Here is a 24367-nt window from a genome sequence, read left to right on the forward strand (position 1 = left end):
GATTTTTATAAATATTAAATGTTAAATGCAACATATCCTCTAGCTATCATTTTTCTTTATCTGGTAGTCCTAGTGACGATCGCAGAAACCTTAAGTCGTTTCATCACTGATGATCCAGAACTCACCCGCAAAATTGTTCATATTGGAAGTGGTAATGTTATTTTACTTGCTTGGTGGTTGGGAATCTCCGGTTGGGTGATTATTGTCGCTGCGGCGATCGCGTCTGTAATTGCGATCACATCTTATCTGTTGCCTATTCTTCCCAGCATCAATAGCATTGGTCGCAAAAGTCTGGGAACCTTATTCTACGCCATTAGCATTGGGATTTTAACTGCCATATTTTGGGAGCAGCAACCTCAATATACGGCGATCGGCATTTTGGTCATGGCTTGGGGCGACGGCATGGCAGCAATCATTGGCCAGCGTTGGGGAAAACATCAATATCAGGTTTTCGCGATGACCAAAAGCTGGGAAGGCTCCTTGGCAATGGCAGCTAGTACTTATATTGTGACTAATGCGATTTTATTATTTGTCCTGGGGAATCATTGGCAAACTTGGCTCATATCTGCGATCGCGGCTTCAGTAGCCACCAGTCTCGAAGCTTTTTCCAAATGGGGTATTGACAATCTCACCGTTCCTCTAGGGACCGCCATTGTTTGCTACTACTGCCAATTTTTAGGATTAATCTTATGAATATTCGGGATCTGATTATTTTTCTTAAGGAAAGAACCGCTTTAAGTATTTTGCCAGAGAATATTTTAGAAGCGATCGCCCCGCTACTGCAAGAAATCATAGTCCCTTCTAATAAAATCATTGTCGAAGAGAATCAGACGACTGATAAATTATATATTCTGCAAACTGGCCGCTTAACCAGTGAATCGCAAACAAGACAACAAGATCTTAGTTTACTTCCTGGCTCCATTTTGAATTTATACTCCTCCTTATTAAAAGAGCCTGCTCAATATACCGTTAAAACATTAAGCCAAACCCGTCTTTGGTTTCTTGAGCAAGAGCAATTTAAGGATTTAGTGCAACAATATCCCGAAATCATCCAAGTTTTTTCCCGACAAATAGCAGCCCAGGTTAAACAACTATCGTCACAGTTAAATTTTGAACAAACCAGACAAACAATCTTAAGACCCTATCTAGTGAGCAAAGCCAAAAGAGGGGTCATCGGCAAAAGTCGTTATGCCGTGAGGCTTAGAACAGAGATTAAAAAAGCTGCCAAAAATCAAGAGCCAGTATTAATTTTTGGAGAACCTGGTTTAGAAAAAGACAATCTAGCTGCCCTGATTCACTTCGGCTCTGCACTACGTCGTGAGGCAATTATTATGGTTGATTGTGCCAAGCTACAAATCAGTGGTGCCGATTTGTTTGGCAGGGCAGGGGGCAAACCTGGTTTGCTAGAAGCCTTGGGCAAGGGAACCTTAATCTTAAATAATATCGAGCAATTGCCTCAGGAATTATGGTCTGCGATCGCAAAATTAATTAAAACTCGGCAATATCTGCCCGTGAGCTCTCAAGCTCAATCTTCCGGTGCCGCAAAAACCTCCGCTGCGCGAATTATTATCATTTCCGAAAAAAGAGTTAAACAAATCAAATCTTGTGTTCCTAATGTGATTAAAGTTCCCCCCTTAAGAGTTCGCAAAGCAGATTTAGACGAACATATCAATTATTATATTAATTTAATAAGTCGCAATAAGTGCATTAAGAAAACTCGCATAATTCCTGAGGCATTGCGAAAACTCCAAGCCTATGATTTTCCCAATAATTCACGGGAATTAGCCAGCATTGTCGAGCGAGCTCTAACTCAGCTACAAGGTTGCGAAGATATTACGGAAGAAATTGTTTGGCGATCGCAATCGAAGAAAAAAAGATATCGTTTTAATTTACTCAATAGATATCCCCAATTGCGTAACTTCCTCAGAAGTAACTGGTATCCAGAACGGATTAATTATTGGGTTAGTGCACCTTTGTTTGCTTTTGTCGTTGCTGTGCTGTTTCTCGCGCCCCAAAACCGTCAGGAAAATTTTGCGCTCAACATATTTTGGGCTTGGTGGTGGCCTTTAATTTTAATCGGCTTTCCTTTTATCGGTAGATTATGGTGTACCTTTTGCCCTTTTATGATTTATGGCGAAATCACTCAAAAAATATCTTTGTACTTTTTCCCGAGGCAACTCAAAAAATGGCCTCGACAGACAGCCGACAAATATGGTGGTTGGTTCTTATTTGCTCTATTTGCCTTGATTTTGCTTTGGGAAGAATTATGGGACTTGAACAATACTGCCTATCTTTCTGCTTGGTTATTACTGTTAATCACTGCCGGTGCGATCGTTTGCTCTCTGCTTTTTGAACGGCGTTTTTGGTGTCGTTATTTATGTCCGATTGGCGGGATGAATGGGATGTTTGCCAAACTCTCGATCACAGAATTAAGGGCGCAACAAGGAACTTGCTCCGCAGAATGCAGTACCTACCAATGTTACAAAGGTGGGGTTGCTAAAGGAGAAGGCCAGGAAACTAATGGTTGTCCTTTATATTCCCATCCTGCCCAATTAGAAGAAAACAAAGATTGCGTTTTATGCATGACTTGTTTAAAAGCTTGTCCCCATCGTTCGGTCGAATTTAACTTACGGCCTCCAGGTATTGAATTATGGACTAGTCATAGGCCGAAAACCTATGAAGTGGCATTATTGTTTCTATTACTAAATTTAGTTTTTCTCCATCATTTATCAGACATAGAAAACCAATTAAATTTGAATTTTCATCTTGATTTATTTTCTAGTCATTTGAGCTTCGCGATCGCGGCTCTAGTTTTGCCTCTTCTCTTGCCTTTATTCGCTCAAGCTCTGATTAACTTAGTTAGTAAATGGCAAAATATTAAGACCCTAAAATTCATTGACCTTGCTTATGGTTATTTGCCTTTAGTGCTGGCAGGAAATTTAGCTCATTATCTAGATCTGGGATTAAATGAAGCTGGCAGAATTTTACCCGTGACTATGGCAACTGTTGGGCTGAATGTTAGTAATTTGCCAATACTCGTGGCTCATCCTGCGGTAATTAGTTTTTTACAAGGTACTACTTTAATTGTTGGTGTTTTATGCTCTGTAATTCTCACTCAAAAAATTGCCCGTCAATCCTTTAAGTTTTTACTGCCTCAGCATTTAGTAATTATTATGTTGGCTTTCTCTATGAGTCAAATTATGTAAGTCTATGAGAATCTAGTGCTTGGGTAAATGCAGTGGAGGAAAAGAATGGCGATCGCTGATGCCAATATTATTCTTCGCTATATTCTCAACGACCATATTTAAGGTAATAATTAATCATGAATCCTATAGCTACAACAAAAAATATCAGCTTTGAGCAAATTTATCAGACTTTGCAACAGAATTTCAATAAGTTACAAGAGCAATATTCGGTCAAAACTCTAGGTGTTTTTGGTTCTTATGCCAGAGGGAAAGCGACAGTAAATAGTGATCTAGATATTTTAGTTGATTTTAATGAGGATTTAACTTTTGATAAGTATATGAATTTAAAGTTTTTTCTCGAAGATTTATTTGCTAGAAAAGTAGATTTAGTTATTAAAGACGACCTCAAACAACAAATAAAAGAAAAAGTTTTAGGAGAAACGATCTATGTCTCGCGATCTAGCTCTTTATCTAACCGATATTCTTCATAGCATTGCCAAAATAGAAAATTATACGAGAAAAATGACCTATGAAGAGTTCTCAACAGACGAAAAAACTTTAGATGCAGTAATTCACAATTTACAGATTGTTGGGGAGGCAACCAAGCAAATACCCAAAGCAATAAGACAAAAATATGGTGAGATTGAGTGGCAGAAAATTGCTGGATTGAGAGACATAATTGCTCATGCTTATTTTAATGTTAATCCGAAAATTGTTTGGGATATTTTAACAACAAAGCTAAAACCGCTTCGAGACTGTATTGCTTTGATTCTACAAAATGAGGATTTGTCGTGATGAGGAGGAATGAAAGACATAAATATAGCCGAATATATTGAAATAAAATGTGAAGGAATACTTTTCGAGAAATTCTGTTACTTTTTAAAGAGTTCAAAATATGAAAATGTAACAAAAGAAAAGTGACCACCGTAAATTGAGTTTGTCCGTTTCCCAACTTGTTTCACTTAAAGTTTAAGATTTAAATCCTAACAAGCTATTATTTTAGAATAATAATTCTATCGCTTATCTCAGACTGTAAAACTCTATGAAGTAAAAAAGAGGTTTATATCAAGAAATATGAATAAGTTGTTCTGACAAACTTAAATGCAAACTACATTTAAAGTATGTAGTTTCAAACATTAACTTACTTTAAAAGGAAGGATTGTATGACCATTAACAGTGATCTGCAAGAAAAACTAACTGATGCGATTTTGCATTCTAGCTTAGAAAAGCAACAGAAGACAGGACCAAAATTAAGACAACTTCATCCTAAAAGTCATGGTCTTGTATCTGGGAAGTTTACTATTGAGGAAAATATTCCCGAAAAATGTAAGGTTGGAGTTTTTGCCCAATCGAACGAGTATGATATCTTTGTTCGTTTTTCTAATGGTTCGCCACCAAAAGAGCTTAACGTCCTCCACCCTGATCAAAAAGGAGATGTTCGTGGCATGGCAATCAAACTGAATAATGTTGAAGGAGATAAGGTTCCTAGTGATGAGAATGATACCCAAGATTTTGTCTTAATCAATCATCCCGTACTCTTTCTGCAAGATGTTCAAGGCTATATTGACCTTGGTAAATTTCAAGCCTTAGTTGGAGAGGGTCAAGATCCTGATCCAGAGTTGGCTAAAAAGTTAGCGCCTTCCTTTGCCATACTGGAAGCAATTAATGGGAAAGTAATAGGTAATCCACTTTCTGTCCAATACTGGAGTACAACGCCCTACAAACTGGGTTCTAACTTCATTAAGTTTTCTGCGAAACCCCACGAAATTGAAGCCAAGCCTAGTTCAATCCCTGACTCATCACATTATCTGCGCGAAGCTATGGTCAATCATCTCACAACTGAGCAAAAGCAGTCTACTTTTGACTTCTTGATTCAATTTTATGTCGACGATGAAAAAACTCCCATTGAAAAACCGATGCAGGAGTGGGAAGAGGAGGTTTCTCCTTTTATTAAAGTAGCAACAATCACAATTCCTCCTCAAACATTTGATTGCGATGAAAGGAAAGAATTTGATGAGAGCCTCTCATTTACCCCCTGGCATACTTTGCCTGAGCATGAACCTGTAGGCAGCATTAATTTATCGCGCAGAAAAATTTATCAAGAAATTTCTAAGGCCCGACGCCAGTGAACTTTATTATAGATATAGATTGGTAGCGATCGCAGCTTCCAAAATCGCGATCGCAAACTCTCTGGACAACTACCCACTACATTTTATATTTAAACTCCAGCAGTTCCTTCATAGCCAGATATCTCAGCCAATTCACTCAAAACCTTAGTTCCCTGATACAACATTATTTTGGCTTTCTCTATGAGTCAAATTATGTAAGTCTATGAGAATCTAGTGCTTGGGTAAATGCAGTGGAGGAAAACCATAGCGATCGCTGATGTCAATATTATTCTTCACTATATTCTCAACGACCATATTGAAGGTAATAATTAATAACGCTCTATGTCTCGCGATCTGACTCTTTATCTAACCGAGATGATTTGATTAACACTATACCGTTTGATAAATAATCGACGATATAGAAAAGCTGCTATTAATAATCATCCTTATTAATTATTTTGTATTTTGATTCTTCCCAGGTCACAAAATTTCGTTTCACCCAATCCATACCCACTTCATTATTCAATTTAATGTTCTGTGGTGCATTAGGATAGATTTTAGTCAGTATCCTAGCATCTTGCTCTACTATAACTTTACTAAATTCTAAAAATTGATTTTTGAATAGCTGAGCAAAAGAATTTTTTAATTGAGCAAATAGCAGAATATAAGTCCGAGTTTTAGTTAAAGACTCGGGAATAAAAAGGTGGCATTGGGCAATTTTCCCCAACGGGCCATCACCATAAAAAATAACTAAAGAGGGAAAATAGTTTTCTAAATGAGCCTTAATAACATCAGGCAGCAAAAACTGATTGGGTTGTTTTAGCTTTTGCCAGAAAGTTTTAGGGGCAGTGAGATTGTCGTAAAATGCCTCGGAATGATAACCATTATCGATAAATCTTTCAAATTTAACCTCAGTGATTTCAAATAAATCGCGATGTGTCCCATTTTGATGATTGTAATCATGCATATTCAAAAGCATTGATCGCAAGTCAGTATCTACACTTGTATCTGCTGTATGACCAATAAATTGATAGTTTTGGCTAATTTTCTCTAAAATGCCGGGAATGGGTGTTTGCGGTGCACAGCCACCATAGGACCAAATGAAATCATCCTGAACAATGAGCTCCAAGGGTTGTAGCTGAGGTAGAGTTTTTCGGTCTGTGCCAGGTAAAATGGTACAGCCATCGTGATCGAATTCTAAAGCATGAAAAGGACAAACTATCTTACTAGATCCATCTGGGAGAGCTTCACACCATCCTTCTGATAGCATTGCTCCCATATGAGGGCAGACATTAGCTAAGGCATTAACTTGTCCTACTTGATCTTTCCAGAGCACATAATCCTTGCCATAAAGAGAAATTTTTATGGGCTGATTTTTTTGTAACATCGATTTATGAGCCAATAGCCAAGGCGCACCTTCCAACATCGACATACTAAATTTCTCCAATAATAAATTTTGGTTCGATAGGTGTCTGGCGACAATTAAAATAAAAGATGTCGCAAGTTGCCAATCACAATCATATAACTACAACTTTTAGTCAGATAATTATTTCGATTGCTTTAAATATATGACGTATTATTCGCTTTTGTCAAGATGAATCTTCAAAATAATCCGCTTCGTCGTCAACCCCAACAAAAACGTAGTCAAGAGCGTGTAGAGAAAATTCTAGACGCAGCAGCCATAGTCTTTGACGAAGTAGGTTTTGAAGCTGCGACTACTCATGCGATCGCTGCTAGAGCAGAGACAGCAGTCGGTTCACTTTATCAATTTTTCCCTGATAAAGCGGCGATTTTCAATGCTTTGGAATTACGACATGTTGAGCGAGTTTATGTTATTTGGGAGCGGTTATTGCGTCCTGAAATAGCACAATTACCTTTTGCTGATTTTATTCATGTCCTGATTACTCAATTCCAAAACCTATTTGAACAACCCACCTCTAAGATTGTTTTCTCGCAGTTTTTTACTTCTCCTAAAATCTTTAAAAATATTGATGCTAGTTTTACTCAAGAAGCGATCCAATTCACAGCTAATTTATTTCAAAAACGCAACACAGCCTTGACAGATAAACGAGTACAGCTTCTGGCAGAAATATCTGTTCATGGAATCAATACTCTAATTCTTTTGGCATTACGTAGCGATCACGATCATAGTCAAGCAATATTTATTGAGATGGAAAATCTACTCAGAGAATATTTAAAAAATGATCTAGGAGACAAACCAATAGATAATCGATTCGACATTCTAGATCAGCTAACTAATTCTTATAAGCTAAACCATCGTCAAAGATTAATCTTAAGCTATGCAGCTAAAACTTCTGAAATATCGATCACAAACTGCGAAACGATGCTTCCAGACATCTCACGACGTACTTTACAAAGAGATTTAAAAGGCTTGATTACACATAAACTATTATTGCCCAAAGGCAATACCGACCAACGGCGCTATTGTTTGAACTCCCAATTCAAAAATCAGTAACAACTTGCGACAACTAATGACAAGACAAATACTACCTTCGTTTAATAGTGATCGGCGTTACTGATATAGACAGACAACTACCTACTACATTTTATATTTAAACTCAGCAGTTCCTTCATAGCCAGATATCTCAGCCAATTCACTCAAAACCTTAGTTCCCTGGTACAACTCATCATTAATTTCCCAGGTAGGGTAACTAGTGATTTGGGCTTCTTTGCAAGCTGCACTTTGGGCGCGAGGATTTTCCAAATCGGCACATTCTATATAATCAATTTCGCTAAAAGCTTCTTTGCCAAATAATTGTTTTTGTTCAAAGCAATGGGGACACCAAAAAGCGCCATATTTCTTGGCTCCGATCGCAGTAAGATATTCGGCCAATTCAATTTCCGATTCTCCCGAAATCGTAGTAATCTCCCAGCCTTTTGGTGGTTCAGGAGAAGTTTGAGGCCGCGTGATTTTGATCAAACCATCGGCATCAGGTGTTTCTACTATGGGATTATTAACATTCGCATAGACGCCCAAAGCTCCAACTAGAGTAAGCATCGCCACAATTACACCAGTAAAGAAAATTTGACCAATATCTTCCCAATCTCGACCAATAAGAGTCAAAACAAACATACTTAGAGCAAACAAAGCAGAACCAATGCAATAGAAGCACAAAGTCTGGATTTTGAATGCCAAAAGATACATCAAATAGCCACTAAATACCGCCATTGCCGTGCTACCGGCTAACAATAACAGCCAAGTCCAATTCTCTAAATTTTTTCTTAAACTCTTGTTCTGCTCTGGATTAATCAAAAGAGGAGCCAGGGCAAAAACCGCCATACTAAGATAGGCGAGACAACCGAACAAACTTAAAGGTTGGCCAAACACAGTGCCATAGGGGCCATTTAGTACATCCCCACAACTCCCTGCCGTGCCCTCAGCAGTACAAACCACTTCTCCGCCAAATAATTTTGTGAAAGTTAAATAAGCGGTGAGAACTGCCCCCGCGATCGCGATCGCTCCGATTAAGGGCCTGGACAAGCGATATATCAAAGGTAGAGAACGTTTACGGCGCATGATAAATTTAAAAAACTTTTGACTTTTGACTTTTGACCGAGAAGGGTGCCGAGGTTTCCTCGGCTTACCCTATCGAGGTGTTGACTCTTGACTTTTGCACAGCGATACTGGCTAATATGATTCTGATTTTAGCTTAGGCTCTTGTTTAATTGTGAACCTTAATTGAACTATCAGTTTTTTGAGACTTTTTTTCTTGTACTGTTGTCTGAGCCGCTTCGACAAATTGAGAAACGCGAATTGGATCAATCGTTTCATTGATGTTCCCTTTACGCTTTAAGGAGCTCGCGACAATCACGCCATCGGCTGCCTGCATTAGTTGGGAAATATTTTCCCAATTGGCACCACTCCCAATAAATACTGGGCTGTCTCCTGCTGCTGCACTAGCAAGTTCTAAATCTTCTTTGTTTGGAGGGCTTCCTGTTGCCCAGCCCGATAAAATCACACCGTCGGCTAAACCTCTATAGATCGTATCTTGTACCGCAGTTGTCAAATTAGGAGTGCCCAAAGGACGAGCATGTTTGACCAAGACATCAGCTAAGATTCCTACATCCGAACCTAATTCCCGACGGTAGCGTAGCAGTTCATGGGCTTGACCTTCAATTAACCCTTGATCTGTTGCCATTGCCCCAGTAAAAACATTAACTCGAATAAATTCTGTTTGCACACAAGTTGCGATCGCGATCGCGCTATGGGCATCATTTCGTAGTACATTAATCCCAATAGGAACAGTAACCATGCCTTTGAGCCGATCCACAATTAGTGTCATGGCACTAACCACTGCCGGATCAACGTTATTTTTCGCAAAAGGAGCATCAAAAAAATTCTCGACAATAATACCATCCACTCCTCCAGCTGCCAGAGCAGTAGCTTCCTGTTCTGCCCTAGAAATAACAGCTTTGAGATTCCCTCCCCACCGAGGAGAAGTCGGCAAAGGCAGCAGATGAACCACTCCAATCACCGGATTGTTTGTTTTAAAAGTTTGTTTTAAGTCCACTTAATATAATCCTTGCACCAACCAGCTTATTATCTTATCTCGTTCAAGACCTTTTATTACCCTAAAGTCTCTCATAATATAAAAGAAATATGTCAGAATCTCCTAGTAATTCATTAACTATTGCCGAAGCAGTAAATTTTCTGAAAAGATATGGTTGCGATCGCGATCGACAAAATAACAGTTCGGCAGATTATCCTCTGTTGCGTCAGGCTTTACTTTTAATTATCAAAGAATCGGAATGGGAAAATTTGGGAGTTTGTGCTGATAATCCAAACCAGGGTTTGGCAGCAGTCAAAAGTTATCTAGCGGCGATCGGCTATCAAGATAATTTTGTCGCAGAGATTCCCGAGGATTTGTTAGATGAACCTGTTTATATTAAATTTAATACCCAAAAAATGTCTTGTTATCTAGATTCTTATACAGGTGATTATCGAGGGGTTTTAGTGGCAATTCAGGGCGAAGATGAACGAGTGTTGGGAACCTATGGTCATTTTCCGTTGGATTTATTTGAGGATTAATAGGGAATGGGGAATGGAGAATAGGGAATAGGGAACAGTTCGGAAAAATCAAATATTTCCTTCATCTTCATCTTCATTTTTAGTTAACCCAGAAAACAACTTTTGCCAGTTGGTTTCTCCTGGTTGCGATTCTTCTTTGACTTCAAAAGTTTTATTGACGGCTTCGGGTAATTGAATGGCTTGAATCGCCAATTCAGCGATCGCGTCTCGGCCAACTTGTCCTTTAAGATTATCTCCTTGCTCAACGTATAACGGTTTATCCCCTGGGTTTTCCGTCAACGCACAAGGACGAATGATCGTATAGTTCAAACCACTAGCTTGAACAACTTCTTCTCCGCGCAATTTCCAGGTCAGAATACCACCTAATTGCTCATTCATGCGCACAGCGGGAGGTTCTTCTTCCAAGTTGAGACCAGGTCGGCCAGGACGGGTCACGCCAGCTGAACTAATCAAGACAAATTGTGATTTTGGTTTGGTGTTATAGGCTTTGATATATTCTATTTCAAGACCAAAAGAGCCAGCTTCAAACTTGGGGTTTAAGGTCCCGTCATATTCAAATTTACTGAGCATAAGCTGCATTGAGTAGACTTTGCTCGCATCTAGTTGCTCAGCTTCGGCAACAGTTTTGGCCCGGAAAACAGGAATCAAACATCGGAAAGGAATGCGAATGGTGGTGGGGAAATTGTAGACTGTATCGAAGGAATAGCAATAACCAATCCCATCCCATTTTCCTTCGCAACGAGTAATAAATTTATAACGTTTGCCATCTCCTTTTACTCTCAGTTCAATACCTTCAAAGTCGGACAGATCTAATGGTGGTTGAAAGTTGCGAGTACGTACCGAGGCAAATCCTCCGTTATTATCAGTAGAAACGATGCCGCCAAAAATTGCCCGATTATTCACTAAACGAATATTACTTTGGCTGACTCCACCCATTACCACGTCATCTAGAGCTCCCCAGGTTTCTTTGATGTCAGTGGTGGGATTGCTAAAGTTGAATAGAACTTTATCGGTAATTGGTTGAATATGTTGGGAGACTAGCTGAACTAGATTTTGCATGCCCCGATATTCTACTTGTTCCGGACTATCGGCAACTTCAGGAAGATAGAATTTAATTCCCTGATAATATTTTTCTCTGGTGGGAGTGTCCCCTTCTACGGGTTGAACTTTGGTGCCGCTGCAACAGATAACTGCTGAGACCCCTGAGATCATTTCTGGTTTGAGAGTTTCGGGGATTGTCAGATCTCCTTCCCAAAGCTTAACGCGATCGCCAAGAATTTCTTTCCCTCGTATCCCGTCTCGAACTAGGGCCATAACATCATAATTTTGTTCTACAAGGCGTTTGACAACTCTTTTGCCAACACCACCGGTGGCGCCTACTACCAATATTTTCATTTTTGCTTGTTGATTATATGTTTGCGGTCGCGAATTGTGGCTTGCTGCTCGCGGAGAAAATAATTTTTGCCAACAATTAACTAGAGGAATTATTTCAAAATAGGTTACGGTTTGCCAAAATCTTCCCAAATCCCAACGGGAGCGTTGCTGATTGCTCACTGTTCTTACTTTTTATTTCTTCAGTTAATAACCTTTTGCCTCCTCAAGTCACTTTAACAATTGTTGAACTAATTGGAACTAAAAAAGCGATCGCGTTTAGATGCGATCGCCAATCTCCAATTCCATAACTAATCGAAAAGTTGCACTTAAGAACCTTGGATTGCTTTCTCAGTTTTTACCCGATCTAATTTAAAGACCATCACCGCCAAAGGAGGCAAACAGAGATCCAGAGAATAGGGAAGATTGTGGAAAGACCATTCATCAGTCCATTTACCACCCATATTACCCATATTACTGCCGCCATATTTGCCAGCATCACTATTGAATAATTCATCATAGTATCCCGCTTCAGGAACCCCAATGCGATAGTGACTATGGGGTTGGGGAGTGAAATTACAAACTATTACTAGAAATTCGTTAGGATTTTTTCCTCGACGCAGGAAAGAGACCACACTGTGATTGTTGTCACTACAGTCAATCCAATCAAATCCAGGCTCTTCAAAATCTCTGTCATAAAGTGCTGGTTGGGCTTTATACATCCCATTGAGATCACTAAAGAATTGCTTTAATTGCTTATGGGGGTCGTATTGCAATAAATTCCAATCGAGATCTGTCCAAACATTCCACTCATTCCACTGACCAAATTCCATACTCATGAACATGGTTTTCTTACCTGGATGAGCAAACATATAGCTAAAGAGAGCGCGAATATTGGCAAATTTTTGCCATTCATCCCCAGGAACTTTACCAATGATATTACTCTTACCGTGAACAATCTCATCATGGGAAAGAGCCAGCATATAGTTCTCACTATGGTGATACCACATACTAAAGGTGAGATTATTTTGATGGAATTGGCGGAACCAAGCATCCATGCTGAAATAATCTAAATTATCGTGCATCCAGCCCATATTCCATTTGAGGTTGAAACCCAAACCACCTGTATAAGTCGGCCAGGAAACCATCGGCCAAGCGGTGGACTCTTCGGCGATCGAAAGGGTTCCTGGGAAATAACTAAAGAGCAGACTATTGACATGACGCAAGAACTCTACAGCTTCTAAATTTTCGGCACCGCCATATTCATTAGCAATCCATTCACCATCTTCACGAGCATAGTTAAGATAGAGCATTGAAGCTACTGCATCAACCCGAATACCATCAATATGGTACTTATCAAACCAGAATAAAGCATTAGCGATCAAAAAGTTTCTAACTTCGTTGCGACTATAGTTAAAAACTAAAGTTCCCCATTCTTTATGTTCTCCTTGACGTGGATCAGCATGCTCATATAAATGAGTCCCATCAAAAAATGCTAAACCATGACCATCCTTGGGAAAATGCCCTGGCACCCAGTCGACAATAACCCCAATGTCATTTTGGTGACATTTATCGATGAAATACATCAAATCTTCGGGATTACCATAACGGGAAGTCGGAGCATAATAGCCTGTAACCTGATAACCCCAAGAGCCATCAAAGGGATGTTCCGCAATGGGTAAGACTTCAATATGGGTATAACCTAATTCTTTAACATAGGGAATTAACTTATCTACTAATTCGTAATAGGTCAAAAATCGGGCATCTTCATTCCATTCCGAAACGGCTACAGGTTCACCTGCCCCCGATAACAATTGGGGTGTGTCGGAGTAGGCAGCGTGCATCCAAGAACCAAGATGAATTTCGTAAACGGATACAGGTTGATTTAATGGTTCGCTGTTGCGACGCCGTTCCATCCAGTCGCTATCTTGCCATTGATACTTGTCAAGATCAGCTACAATCGAAGCCGTTTTGGGTCTTACTTCTTGGTGGAAGCCATAGGGATCAGATTTCTCGTAGATATGCCCTTCCCAGTTTTTAATCTCATACTTATAGGCTGTGCCAACAGTTAATTCGGGGATAAACAGCTCCCAGATGCCATTGCCACTTTTTCTCATCTGATGTTCCCGACCATCCCAACTGTTAAAATCACCCAGAATGGAAACATTCCTGGCATTAGGTGCCCAAATAGCAAAATAGACTCCTGCAACTCCGTCCAAGGTTGTGAGATGTGCACCTAGTTTTTCGTAAATACGATGGTGATTCCCTTCGGCAAACAGATGAATATCGACATCACTAAGGTGAGGTGAATCGAAAGCATAGGGGTCATAAATGACTCTGTCGCGATCGCCTTGTTTAATGCGTAGTTGATAGTTGCCCAGTTGAGGTGTCTCGATTATACAGACAAAAAAATGAGAGTTATGCTCAACATGCATGGGATACTCAGTTCTCTCTTCTGGACAAACTACCCAAGCGGAATCAGCTTTGGGAAGATAAGCACGAACTACCCAGCTTTTTATTTTACCGTTTTGTTCAAGGGGATGAGCGCCAAGAATCTCAAATGGATTTTGGTGGAGATTGTTGACTATTTGATTAACTTGTTCAGGAGCAAGGGTTGAGGACATTCAATCACCAGTATTAAGAGGTTTATTAAGAGAAAATAATTATTTTCTTAAAATTAAGACACAATTTTATAAATACTGTAACCATTTTTGGGTTCGATATAAAATTTTTATGCTTTTTTCAACCCACAAGATGATATTTAAGCATAGGTGAGCATCTCTTAGGGATTAATAACTAGGAGACGTGAGTGGGAAAGCTAGGCTATCTATCAACAAAGAGCAAAAATTAGGTTGTAGGTGGCAGGCTTGAAGTTATAGCGCTACGCGCAAGTCAAGAGTCAAGAGTCAAGAGTCAAAAGTTCGCCAGCCATAGGCTTGAACGTTTACTAATGTCCTAACCAAATTGCGTAGTGCTATAACTAACTTCCAATCTTCAAAGATGGTAAGAAACTTACGATGCCTGGGAAAGCAATAATTAAGAATAATACCAATAACTGCAATAAAATAAAGGGAATTGCTCCGCGATAAATATCTTGAGTCTTCACTTCTGGTGGCGCAACCCCTCGCAGATAAAATAGCGCAAAGCCGAAAGGTGGAGTGAGGAAAGAGGTTTGTAAATTGGCACCGATAATTACGCCATACCAAACTAAATCTAAGCCTAATTTTTGGGCAATGGGGGCAAAGATGGGAATGACAATAAAAGCAATTTCAAAGAAATCAATAAAGAAGCCGAGGAAAAAGATTACCACCATATTGACTAGGAGAAAGCCGATCGCGCCTCCTGGAATATTAGTTAGAATCTCTTCCATAAAGCGATCGCCACCCAACCCGCGGAAGACCAAACTAAAAGCAGTAGAACCGAGTAAAATAAACATTACCATCGAAGTAATGCGTAAAGTGGCATCACATACTTGGGCGATCGCACCCCAGGTTAATTTCCCATTAAAATAAGCAAGAATCATCGCCCCCAAAGAGCCGACAGCACCAGCTTCTGTCGGCGTAGCGAACCCAAAGAAAATACTACCTAAAACTATTAAAATCAATCCCAAAGGTGGCAACATCACCTTAATAACTCTTGTGATCAAAGCTTTACTGCCAATATCTCTAACTTCCTTGGGCAAAGCTGGGGCCATTTCAGGTTTGAGCCAAGCGACGATAATTACATGGAGACAAAAAGCTCCCGCCATCAATAGTCCAGGAATCAATGATCCAATAAAAAGATCTCCCACCGAAATTCCCAATTGATCTCCCAGAACAACCAAGACCACACTAGGGGGAATAATTTGACCTAAAGTACCTGATGCAACAATGACTCCTGTAGCCAATTCTTTGTTGTATCCATAGCGCAACATAATCGGCAGAGAAATCAAGCCCATTGCCACCACTGTCGCTGCAACTACTCCCGTCGAAGCTGCAAGTAAAGCTCCCACAATCACCACCGCTAGAGCCAAACCGCCGCGCATTCTGCCGAAGATAATCCCCATGGTTTCGAGTAGCTTCTCGGCTATGCCAGTTTTTTCCAGCATCGAACCGAGAAAAATAAAATAGGGAATTGCCAGCAAAGTATAGTTTGCCATAATGCCGAAAATTCGACTGGGCATAGCATTGAAAAAACTCAGACTAAATTCGCCCAAGGCCGCACCAATGAGGGCAAAAATAATTGCTACCCCACCAAGGGAAAAAGCGACAGGATAACCAAAGGATAATAAGAATAATGCTCCTGCGAACATTGCAATCCCCAGCCAGTCATAATTCATAGGTTGTTCTCCTGGCGACTAGATAATGAAGAGTTTCCGCGATCGCGATAATTAGTCAAAACAGCCCAGTTTTTAATTGCTTCTGATATGCCCTGAAAGATTAATAACAAAAGACCAATAATGATAAAGGATTTGATCGGATAGCGAGGCAAACCTCCAGGATCGGGAGACGTTTCCCAAATTTGCCAAGAACTGAGCACTGTTCCCCAGGAAAAATAAATTACCCAAGCACAAAAAATAATCAGAAATAATATTGAGCCCACAAAATTGACAAGGGCTTTGCGACGAGGATTCAAGTCTTTATAGAATATATCTACTCTCACATGTTCATTATGTTTTAGGGCATAAGCTCCACCCAAGAGAAACACTAAATCAAACAAATACCATTGAATTTCGATTAAGGCATTGGAGGTGAGATTTTGTCCCACCAGTCTTCCTAGGTATCTGCCGACTACATTCCAAACTCCGACTAGTACCATGAACAATACTAGCCAATAGGTAAGACGACCAATCCATTCATTAACAGTGTCGATAAATCTAGATAGCTGTAATAATTTACGCAAACTATTCCCTCTAATCTTTGTTACTCGGACTTTAGTTGCTCATGCTATCGGTTTAAGTATAGTTTCGTCTAGAGGTTTTATTTTATTTGTAGGCTAAAATAAATTTCTGCATACTCTAGTCGGAGTATTAAATCTTATGACTACACAAATAGGTTTAGAACAATCGAGAATAGCTGACAATTTATCTTGTGTTTTGCCGGGTCACTATAGTTGGCAGCAATTTAAAACTATTCAAGGCATTATCAAGGAACAGCCAGGTGTCAGAATAATCTATTTAGATGGAGTAATAGAAATTATGACCATAGGTGAAGGACATGAAACAGTGAAGAGTTTGATTGCGCTGTTGCTAGGACTTTACTTTTTTCATCAACAAATTGAGTTTATCCCTGTGGGGAGTGCTACTCGTGAATCCGAGGAAAAAGGAGTGTCCTTTGAACCAGATGAGTCCTATTATATTGGCGAGAAAAAGGAGAATCCTAATTTAGCAATTGAAGTCAATATTACTAGTGGCAGCTCTCGAAAATTAGAAAAGTACTTGAAGTTTAAAATTTCTGAGGTTTGGTTATGGAGTAATGATAGTATTGCCGTTTATTGTCTGCGAGATATTGAAGATGGAACGAAGCTTAGATATGAACAAGTGTCTGGTAGTGAGTTATTGCCAGATTTGAATTTATCTTTATTAGTTCGTTGTGTTTTGATGTCATCCAAACTTGAGGCGATGAATGCTTTTATGAAGGAGATACAGGTAAATGAGTAGTTTTGTTGATTTTTTAGTTTCTGAAAAGTTTCAAGTTGCAACTGTTTCCCAAAAAGAGAGGCAAAGTCTGCGAGAGACTTAGTTACAAAATAATAGTTTTCAGAAGCTAAACCCTGTTCTATAGCAGTAAAGCAAGCCTCAAATTCAGTACAACGGTCTTGCAGCTCAACTTTGAAAGATTTTTTAAATTCTTCTCTTTATCGCTCCGCCATAATTTGCTACTAATTTAAGCAAGAAATAATCTAAAATATTTTTGCTATTTGTTTAAGCAAGAGATCCCTAGGCAAAAATCTTGGTAAATTAACAATAATTTGGTTAACAAAACCGCCAGTTACAATATTAGACTGTTTGCTTTCCAATGCTTTGAGCGCATCGGCAACGACTACAGTATTAGAAGTTAATTTCATACTGCTGTTGTTTTTGTCCATCAATGAGGCAGGGAATTCAGCTGCTTTAAAGAATTCCGATTCTGTGGGGCCTGGGCATACTGCCAAAATCTTGACACCTGTATCTTTATTCTCCACCCATAGAGCCTCGGTAAAGTTGAGCACAAAGGCTTTGGTGGCTGCATAAACAGACATTCTAGGAATTGGTTGAAATCCTGCAATAGAAGAAATATTGATAATCGCACCTTCTCCTCGGCGTTTCATCGCTGGTAAAAATAGGCCAGTCAACTCTACTAAAACATTGACATTTAGTTGAATCATCGACATTTGCTTTTCTAAAGGGCGATCGCTAAAGGTTCCATAATCGCCAAACCCAGCATTATTAACTAATAAATCTATGTTTAATCCTTGATGCTCAATTTTTTGATAGATAGTTGCTCCTGCTTGCGGTGCCGTCAAATCTTGGGCGATGACATAGGTTTGAATCCCTTGTTCTGATTCCAACTGAGCCGCCAACTCTTGAAGTTTATCTTCTGAACGGGCAACTAAAACAAGATTGGTTTTTTGCGCTGCTAGTTGTCGGGCAAATTCGGCACCAATTCCAGTCGATGCACCTGTAACTAAAGCTGTTTTCATATTTACTCATTAGATATTCAAATATTTGTTAAAAATTGTAACGTCAAAAGCCTTAAATAATGAATTCGAGGGCAAGTTCTGGCAGAGGCAGTAAAAATATGACAAAAAGAGATTTACGAGGAAATCTCTTTGAACACAATAATCTACAAGACTATAAAACTCTTGACTGACAGTTCTACTTAATAGCAAAGTTGTCAATCAAGAGAATAAAATTCAACGGTTTTATTGAGCGAAAGCAACAGGCATCGTTGACCAACCGCTATTTTGACGGAGTAGGGTTACATCTGTGCGTCCATCATTGTTAAAATCCCCAGCAAATGGCAAAACATCACTAACAGTGGCCCAATTAGCAAAGTTACCAATAGTTTCATTGGTGATACGCCAAGTCCCGTCGTTATTAGCAAAAGCAACAGGCATTGTTGCCCAACCACTATCTTGACGGAGTAGGGCAACATCTGTACGACCATCGTTGTTAAAATCTCCAGTTAAAGGAAGAACACCACTGGTAGTGGCCCAACCAGCAAAGCTACCAATAGTATTATTGACAATCCTCCAAGTACCGTCGCTATTAGCAAAAGCAACAGGCATCGTTGCCCAACCATTATTCTGACGGAGCAGGGCAACATCTGTGCGTCCATCACCGTTGAAGTCGCCAGTTAAAGCATGAACATTACTTAATGTTGCCCAACCAGCAAAACTACCGATATTTTCATTGGTAATACGCCAGGTACCGTCACCATTGGCAAAAGCAATAGGCATCGTTGCCCAACCACTATTTTGACGGAGTAGAGCAACATCTGTAAGTCCATCACCATTAACATCTCCAGTTAAAGGAAGAACGCGACTGGCAGTGGCCCAACCAGCAAAACTACCAATGCTTTCATTGGTAATGCGCCAGGTACCGTCACCATTGGCAAAGGCAACAGGCATCGTTGCCCAACCGCTATTTTGACGCAACAGAGCAACATCTGTACGTCCATCGTTGTTGAAATCTCCTGTTAAAGGAAGAACACCACTGGCAGTGGCCCAACCAGCAAAGCTACCAATACTTTCATTAGTAATACGCCAGGTGCCGTCACCATTGGCAAAGGCAATAGGCATCGTTGCCCAACCGCCATTTTGACGTAGCAGAGCAACATCTGTACGTCCATCATCGTTGAAATCTCCAGTTAAAGGAAGAACACCACTGGCAGTGGCCCAACTAGCAAAGCTACCAATACCATGATTGGTAATGCGCCAATTACCGTCACCATTGGCAAAAGCAACAGGCATCGTTGACCAACCACTATCTTGACGAAGCAGGGCGACATCCGTGCGTCCATCGTTATTGAAATCCCCAGTCAGTGATCGTACATTATTGCGAGTTGCCCAGCTAGCAAAGTTTGATATATCGCCATTGGTTATATTGAAACTCCCGACACTGGGATTGCGAAACATGCTCACAGTAGCGGCAGTGATATTAATGGCAGCGCGATTATCCGCAGCTTGTGGGTTACCAATCGGGACTCCCATAATTGTGCCGTCTCTAGTAACGTCTGGGTTAGACCAAAACTGGATACGAGTGCAGTTAACGCCGCTGTTCCTGCATTGATTATTGTAGGCCATGACTGTACGCCAACGATTAGGTACACTTACAAAGCCATGATTAAAAGCGAATGGTCTGTTATCTGTCGGGTCAGCTAGGCGATCATGACGAGCAGATAATATATGGCCAAACTCATGCCCGAATGAGAAGTTACCAGTTGCACAATCCCGCTTTGTTACAGCAAATCCAAAGTTTTCAAAGGCAACAGACACGGGGTTCATGATGTAGGCAATACCACAGCCACCTCCAGATTCAACTAACAGACCGACAAGATCAGCGTTGTACTGATCTCTCAAATTATGGATGTTATCCATAAAGCCATCAGATGGGTTTTGAAGGCGATTTCTGTCAGTTCGAAGATTACCACTTTCTGTATAGTCAACTTGAGTACTATGCACTAAATTAATGCGTGTATTTATCCCACTATTCCGAAACGAAACATTTGTTTCCAGCATCGCCAGTGCAATCTCTGCATCAATATCTGATGATCCCTGACGTGCGTCATCTGTGTATAAAACCATGACATCGATGATCGGTGTCTCATCCATCTCAATATTTGAGTTTGATTCCAGGTCTAAAGTATCAGACGCATCAAATTGGGGTTCTTCGGAATCCAATTCTTCTGGAAATGCATTGCGATCAATCTCCGCAATATTATGTAGTCCGTCCTCGGATGGGCGAATACTGAAAAACCGATTCCCAACTGTCACATTCCCTGTTAGCTTGTTATCGTCGACAATAAATATAAAATTGGTAAAATCAGATTTCTCTGTGTGACCAATCCAATTCGTGAGACCAGTTTCTAGCGTATCGAGTTCTTCAGTGACCACATTAATGCTGATATCGTCAAAAAGAGGAATGTTGATAGGTCCTGGTTTAGCGTCTAAGGATCTATCCATTACTTGATTTGATAGAACAGAACTATTCAGTTGAACAGTTCTTTCGCGAATAACTACGCCTGGTTCAACGGTATCTGCAAACTTTGGGCTATCAGCTATTCGTGCATCAACTTCTGAAATAGCTTCAAAGAGTCTTGGTGCGTCTGCCTGTGATTGTGCCATAGCAATTCCTGGCATTACTATCAAGATCATCACAGCGAAACATAATACTAAAATTGTTTTAGCGTAGTTTCTGAGCTGAAACATCGCTAACCTCCTGAAATACTTATGTACAAAAAAGTATCAGACGTTTGGTGCGGATTGAGTTATAGAATCCTTGCCATTCTGCTAAAAATTTTAAAATGGCGATTTTATAAGAGCATCAGAACCCTTGTGAAATAAGAGTTATTTTTGGTTTGCACCAAAATCATCATACTTGAACTATCTAAAATACATAATATGTGAAAACTCTTCATATAATAAAAAGTTGTTACTTTATTCAATAAAGCGACTTGGCAATCTATGTCTGATTTTGGAGAGGGAAAAAGTTTTCTAAGCAATTAGAAAATCATTAGCTTCTAAATCTGCAATATTGGCATTTTCCACTACCGCTAATATTTGATTATCCCCAGCGATCGCAATCTCCACAGAATTACCATTCTGACTCAAAGCTAGATCACTAAATTCTAAGCTTCCCAGGCTAAAGCGATCGCTAAGCAAGAATTTATCGACGCCATCTTGATAATCCTTAATAAGATCGCTGCCGACATTATTGCCTCTAGTTAGTTCAAAGCGATCGCGACCGGCATTGCCGAAGAGAGTATCAGTGCCATCCCCACCAAACAAAAGATCATTGCCGGCTCCGCCGAAGACCAGATCACTATTAGCTCCCGCTTCTAAAGTATCATTCCCCGAATTTCCCTCTAGCTCATCAGCTCCATTGCCACCGAACAGCAGATCATTACCGTTGTTGCCAAAGAGAGTATCATTCTGATTACCCCCTTTAAGCGTATCGTCGCCATCTTCCCCCGCAAGACTATCATTACCAAGTTTGCCATCAATATAGTTATCTTTCTCATTGCCTACCAAAACATCGGCTCTTGTCGTACCAATCAAATCATGGGTCTGATAAAAATCTTGATGGTCTAATTGCTCAACAGAGGTATTTTTCACTAAAGCAATCAGTTGATTATCATTACGGAGTCTGATTTCAACATTGTTACCCGATTGATTGATGAGTAATTTGCTGAAAGTCAATCCTCCTGTCAGTTGGAATTTGTCCGCCCCATCCATATAATCTTCCACAACCGTCTCGTTAAGACTACTGCTTTTGCGCAGTTGAAACAGATCTAACCCGGCACCGCCAACTAGGGTATCGCTCCCCAAACCACCAAAGAGTGTATCAAAGCCAGCCCCACCTTCTAGGCGATCGCTATCTTCCCCACCTTCTAGTAAATCGTCTCCAGCATCACCTATAAGAGTATCTTCGCCCAGGCCTCCAAGAATAGTATCAAATCCATCATTGCCCACTAGGCGATCATTGCCCAAACCGCCATCAACAAGATCATCGTCAGCTTGCCCTTCGAGGGTATCATTACCGATCAGACCCAAAAGACTATCTTGGCCTTCACCCCCCAAAAGAAGATCATTTCCCGAACCCCCTTCCAAAGAATCATCATTCATATTCCCGAAGAGAGTATCGTTGCCAATGCCGCCGACTAGAGTATCATTGCCGCTGTTCCCTTCTAGGCTATCGTTGCCATTGCTACCTTGGAGAGAATCATTGCCCAACTGACCAAAAAGAAAATCATCTCCATTGCCGCCCAGGAGTGTATCTGACCCATTATTGCCGAATAAGCGATCGCTGTTATCTCCGCCATCGAGAAGATCATTGCCACCATTGCCAATAATGGTATCTTCACCTTTTAAACCATTGATTTCTTCTCCTTTAACGCTTCCTTCTAAGGAGTCATCCTCATCTGTACCTTCAATAACCTCGGTATTATTGCCAAATAAAACGTAACTATTGCCCGAATTAGCTTGCTCATTTGCCGAGCCTCCCGGAGCCCCAATAATGACATCGTCTACGCCATCATCATTGATATCTCCCAAATCACTGACTACCAGACCTAAATTTTCTCCTTTTGCGATCGCATTAACCACCAAGCCACTACGACGATTCAAAGAAGCCAGATCCAGATTGCCATCACTGCCAACATTTGCCCCACCGTAAACAATGTAACTTTGCCCGGCATCATTCTGTTCATCGGGGTCAGCTGCGGGGGCCCCAATCATCAGATCATCAAATCCATCTCCGTTAAAATCTCCCGCCTTACTCACCGAAGCTCCAGAGCGATCGCCACTATCGATGCCATTAATCACAAATCCATTATTGCCATTAATTTGATTCAGATTTAAGGAACCAGTATTCCCCAGAGTTGACTTGCCAAAAATCACATAGGTTTGTCCCGCAAAATTATTGCCATTAGCCCGGCCATAGCGTGCTCCCACCAGTAGGTCTTGAATGCCATCCCCATTGATATCTCCTGCTTGGCTCACAGAGGAACCAGCGCGATCGTTCTTCCGCGTGCCCCTAATCTCAAAACCATTGTTACCGTCAAGATCGGCAAAATCTATTACCCCAGTATTGCCAAGATTATTACTGCCAAAGACAACATAACTTTTTCCTGCAACAGTTGGATCACTATTTTCCGTCCCAACTATTAGATCATCAATGCCATCACCATTCACATCTCCCGCATTGGTAGCAAAGATACTTAAACTATCGGGGGCATTGGCTTGCTTAAGGACAAAACCGTTGTTGCCATCGAGATTGTCAAGCTCGAAATTTCCATTATTGCCGAGATTTTCCGCTCCAAAAATAACGTATGCTTCGCCTAAATAACCATTATTATCACCATAAATATCTTGACTACCGATCACAAAATCTTCGATGCCATCACCATTGACGTCTCCGGCATCACTGACCGATATCCCCAGGCGATCGCCAATGCTTTTCCCTTGAACAACAAAACCATTATTGCCATTGAGCTGGGACAATTCTAAACTACCGTTATTGCCAATCGTGGCTCCACCTAAAACCACATAGGCGGCCCCCGCATCAATATTGCCATTAGAATCGGCATCGCGCGCGCCAATAATCAAATCTTCGTAACCATCATTATTAACATCTCCTGCCCGACTAACTCCGAACCCAGCTTGGTCTCCAATGCCCTCACCATTGATTACAAAACCATTGGTGCCATCAAGATTATCTAGTTGTAAGAGATCATTATCACCAAGATTTTTATTGCCAAAAATCACATAGCTTTGACCCGAATTATTACCATTGGGGTCGCCTCTTTTGGCCCCAATCAAGATATCGTTAATGCCATCCCCATTGAGATCTCCAGCACTACTAATAGCAGCACCAGACTCGTCAAACTTATTAATTCCGTTGATGACAAAGCCATTGCCATTATTGATTTGGTTCGTGTTAATTGATTTGGTGAACATCTTTTGAATAGGTA

The 24367-nt window shown here is 40.4% G+C and carries 18 protein-coding genes; 8 read left to right on the top strand and 10 right to left on the bottom strand.

Features of this window, described 5'->3' with window-relative positions; translation table 11 throughout:
• Positions 1-18: 18 nt before the first annotated feature.
• The 5 genes from XEN7305_RS25270 (at position 19) to XEN7305_RS25290 (ending at position 5314) form a co-directional block, all read left to right on the top strand.
• On the top strand, positions 19-693 hold the full coding sequence (locus XEN7305_RS25270; RefSeq protein WP_006512393.1) for a diacylglycerol/polyprenol kinase family protein: 675 nt from the start codon (positions 19-21) through the stop codon (positions 691-693).
• Positions 690-3206, top strand: a complete 2517-nt coding sequence (locus tag XEN7305_RS25275) for a sigma 54-interacting transcriptional regulator (RefSeq protein ID WP_006512394.1) — start codon at positions 690-692, stop codon at positions 3204-3206. The genes XEN7305_RS25270 and XEN7305_RS25275 overlap by 4 nt, the downstream gene beginning before the upstream one ends.
• Positions 3207-3322: 116 nt before the next feature.
• Complete coding sequence (locus tag XEN7305_RS25280) at positions 3323-3676, top strand: nucleotidyltransferase family protein (RefSeq protein WP_006512395.1); 354 nt, start codon at positions 3323-3325, stop codon at positions 3674-3676.
• The gene (locus XEN7305_RS25285; RefSeq protein ID WP_006512396.1) at positions 3633-3980 is read left to right on the top strand and encodes a DUF86 domain-containing protein; all 348 of its coding nucleotides are present in this window, start codon (positions 3633-3635) and stop codon (positions 3978-3980) included. Before XEN7305_RS25280 ends, XEN7305_RS25285 begins: the two co-directional genes overlap by 44 nt.
• Before the next feature lie 368 nt (positions 3981-4348).
• Positions 4349-5314, top strand: coding sequence for a catalase family protein (locus XEN7305_RS25290; RefSeq protein WP_006512397.1), 966 nt, complete (start codon positions 4349-4351; stop codon positions 5312-5314).
• A 412-nt stretch (positions 5315-5726) separates the two neighbouring features.
• Here the strand turns inward: XEN7305_RS25290 and XEN7305_RS25295 are convergent, their stop codons facing one another.
• Positions 5727-6725, bottom strand: coding sequence for a Rieske 2Fe-2S domain-containing protein (locus XEN7305_RS25295; protein WP_006512398.1), 999 nt, complete (start codon positions 6723-6725; stop codon positions 5727-5729).
• A 162-nt stretch (positions 6726-6887) separates the two neighbouring features.
• Between XEN7305_RS25295 and XEN7305_RS25300 the strand changes: the two genes are divergently transcribed.
• The gene (locus XEN7305_RS25300; RefSeq protein WP_006512399.1) at positions 6888-7769 is read left to right on the top strand and encodes a TetR/AcrR family transcriptional regulator; all 882 of its coding nucleotides are present in this window, start codon (positions 6888-6890) and stop codon (positions 7767-7769) included.
• Positions 7770-7853: 84 nt separating this feature from the next.
• On the opposite strand, the gene XEN7305_RS25305 is transcribed toward XEN7305_RS25300, so the two are convergent.
• Complete coding sequence (locus tag XEN7305_RS25305; RefSeq protein WP_006512400.1) at positions 7854-8831, bottom strand: vitamin K epoxide reductase family protein; 978 nt, start codon at positions 8829-8831, stop codon at positions 7854-7856.
• A 145-nt stretch (positions 8832-8976) separates the two neighbouring features.
• Positions 8977-9825, bottom strand: coding sequence for a photosystem I biogenesis protein BtpA (btpA, locus tag XEN7305_RS25310; RefSeq protein WP_006512401.1), 849 nt, complete (start codon positions 9823-9825; stop codon positions 8977-8979).
• A gap of 89 nt (positions 9826-9914) precedes the next feature.
• Between btpA and XEN7305_RS25315 the strand changes: the two genes are divergently transcribed.
• Entirely contained in the window at positions 9915-10343 is a 429-nt protein-coding gene (locus tag XEN7305_RS25315; protein WP_006512402.1) for a DUF1824 family protein, read from the top strand.
• A 48-nt stretch (positions 10344-10391) separates the two neighbouring features.
• Here the strand turns inward: XEN7305_RS25315 and XEN7305_RS25320 are convergent, their stop codons facing one another.
• From XEN7305_RS25320 to XEN7305_RS25335, 4 genes are all read right to left on the bottom strand, one after another.
• Positions 10392-11897 carry a CIA30 family protein gene (locus tag XEN7305_RS25320; RefSeq protein WP_006512403.1) on the bottom strand — a complete coding sequence of 502 codons (1506 nt, stop codon included), beginning with the start codon at positions 11895-11897 and terminating at the stop codon, positions 10392-10394.
• Between the two features lie 146 nt (positions 11898-12043).
• The gene (gene glgB / locus XEN7305_RS25325) at positions 12044-14338 is read right to left on the bottom strand and encodes a 1,4-alpha-glucan branching enzyme (protein ID WP_006512404.1); all 2295 of its coding nucleotides are present in this window, start codon (positions 14336-14338) and stop codon (positions 12044-12046) included.
• 356 nt (positions 14339-14694) lie between these two features.
• A complete protein-coding gene (locus XEN7305_RS25330) occupies positions 14695-16032 on the bottom strand; it encodes a TRAP transporter large permease subunit (protein ID WP_006512405.1) in 1338 nt (445 codons plus the stop codon).
• A complete protein-coding gene (locus XEN7305_RS25335) occupies positions 16029-16595 on the bottom strand; it encodes a TRAP transporter small permease subunit (protein ID WP_006512406.1) in 567 nt (188 codons plus the stop codon). Before XEN7305_RS25335 ends, XEN7305_RS25330 begins: the two co-directional genes overlap by 4 nt.
• Before the next feature lie 136 nt (positions 16596-16731).
• Between XEN7305_RS25335 and XEN7305_RS25340 the strand changes: the two genes are divergently transcribed.
• Positions 16732-17352 carry a Uma2 family endonuclease gene (locus XEN7305_RS25340; protein ID WP_006512407.1) on the top strand — a complete coding sequence of 207 codons (621 nt, stop codon included), beginning with the start codon at positions 16732-16734 and terminating at the stop codon, positions 17350-17352.
• A 242-nt stretch (positions 17353-17594) separates the two neighbouring features.
• On the opposite strand, the gene XEN7305_RS25345 is transcribed toward XEN7305_RS25340, so the two are convergent.
• From XEN7305_RS25345 to XEN7305_RS27135, 3 genes are all read right to left on the bottom strand, one after another.
• Positions 17595-18374, bottom strand: coding sequence for an SDR family oxidoreductase (locus tag XEN7305_RS25345; RefSeq protein ID WP_006512409.1), 780 nt, complete (start codon positions 18372-18374; stop codon positions 17595-17597).
• Positions 18375-18596: 222 nt separating this feature from the next.
• Positions 18597-21104 carry an FG-GAP-like repeat-containing protein gene (locus tag XEN7305_RS25350; protein WP_006512410.1) on the bottom strand — a complete coding sequence of 836 codons (2508 nt, stop codon included), beginning with the start codon at positions 21102-21104 and terminating at the stop codon, positions 18597-18599.
• A gap of 285 nt (positions 21105-21389) precedes the next feature.
• Entirely contained in the window at positions 21390-24353 is a 2964-nt protein-coding gene (locus XEN7305_RS27135; RefSeq protein WP_006512411.1) for an FG-GAP repeat protein, read from the bottom strand.
• Positions 24354-24367 lie beyond the last annotated feature (14 nt).

The sequence above is a fragment of the Xenococcus sp. PCC 7305 genome, from assembly GCF_000332055.1.
Lineage (GTDB): Bacteria > Cyanobacteriota > Cyanobacteriia > Cyanobacteriales > Xenococcaceae > Xenococcus.

Excerpts from the sequence above, each read along its gene's own strand:
- XEN7305_RS25280 (WP_006512395.1), top strand. The coding sequence starts at position 3,323 with ATGAATCCTATAGCTACAACAAAAAATATCAGCTTTGAGCAAATTTAT.
- glgB (WP_006512404.1), bottom strand. The coding sequence starts at position 14,338 with ATGTCCTCAACCCTTGCTCCTGAACAAGTTAATCAAATAGTCAACAAT.
- XEN7305_RS25305 (WP_006512400.1), bottom strand. The coding sequence starts at position 8,831 with ATGCGCCGTAAACGTTCTCTACCTTTGATATATCGCTTGTCCAGGCCC.
- XEN7305_RS25270 (WP_006512393.1), top strand. The coding sequence starts at position 19 with ATGTTAAATGCAACATATCCTCTAGCTATCATTTTTCTTTATCTGGTA.
- XEN7305_RS25275 (WP_006512394.1), top strand. The coding sequence starts at position 690 with ATGAATATTCGGGATCTGATTATTTTTCTTAAGGAAAGAACCGCTTTA.
- XEN7305_RS25290 (WP_006512397.1), top strand. The coding sequence starts at position 4,349 with ATGACCATTAACAGTGATCTGCAAGAAAAACTAACTGATGCGATTTTG.
- XEN7305_RS25350 (WP_006512410.1), bottom strand. The coding sequence starts at position 21,104 with ATGTTTCAGCTCAGAAACTACGCTAAAACAATTTTAGTATTATGTTTC.
- XEN7305_RS27135 (WP_006512411.1), bottom strand. The coding sequence starts at position 24,353 with ATGTTCACCAAATCAATTAACACGAACCAAATCAATAATGGCAATGGC.
- XEN7305_RS25295 (WP_006512398.1), bottom strand. The coding sequence starts at position 6,725 with ATGTCGATGTTGGAAGGTGCGCCTTGGCTATTGGCTCATAAATCGATG.
- XEN7305_RS25285 (WP_006512396.1), top strand. The coding sequence starts at position 3,633 with ATGTCTCGCGATCTAGCTCTTTATCTAACCGATATTCTTCATAGCATT.
- XEN7305_RS25315 (WP_006512402.1), top strand. The coding sequence starts at position 9,915 with ATGTCAGAATCTCCTAGTAATTCATTAACTATTGCCGAAGCAGTAAAT.
- XEN7305_RS25300 (WP_006512399.1), top strand. The coding sequence starts at position 6,888 with ATGAATCTTCAAAATAATCCGCTTCGTCGTCAACCCCAACAAAAACGT.
- XEN7305_RS25340 (WP_006512407.1), top strand. The coding sequence starts at position 16,732 with ATGACTACACAAATAGGTTTAGAACAATCGAGAATAGCTGACAATTTA.
- XEN7305_RS25330 (WP_006512405.1), bottom strand. The coding sequence starts at position 16,032 with ATGAATTATGACTGGCTGGGGATTGCAATGTTCGCAGGAGCATTATTC.
- XEN7305_RS25345 (WP_006512409.1), bottom strand. The coding sequence starts at position 18,374 with ATGAAAACAGCTTTAGTTACAGGTGCATCGACTGGAATTGGTGCCGAA.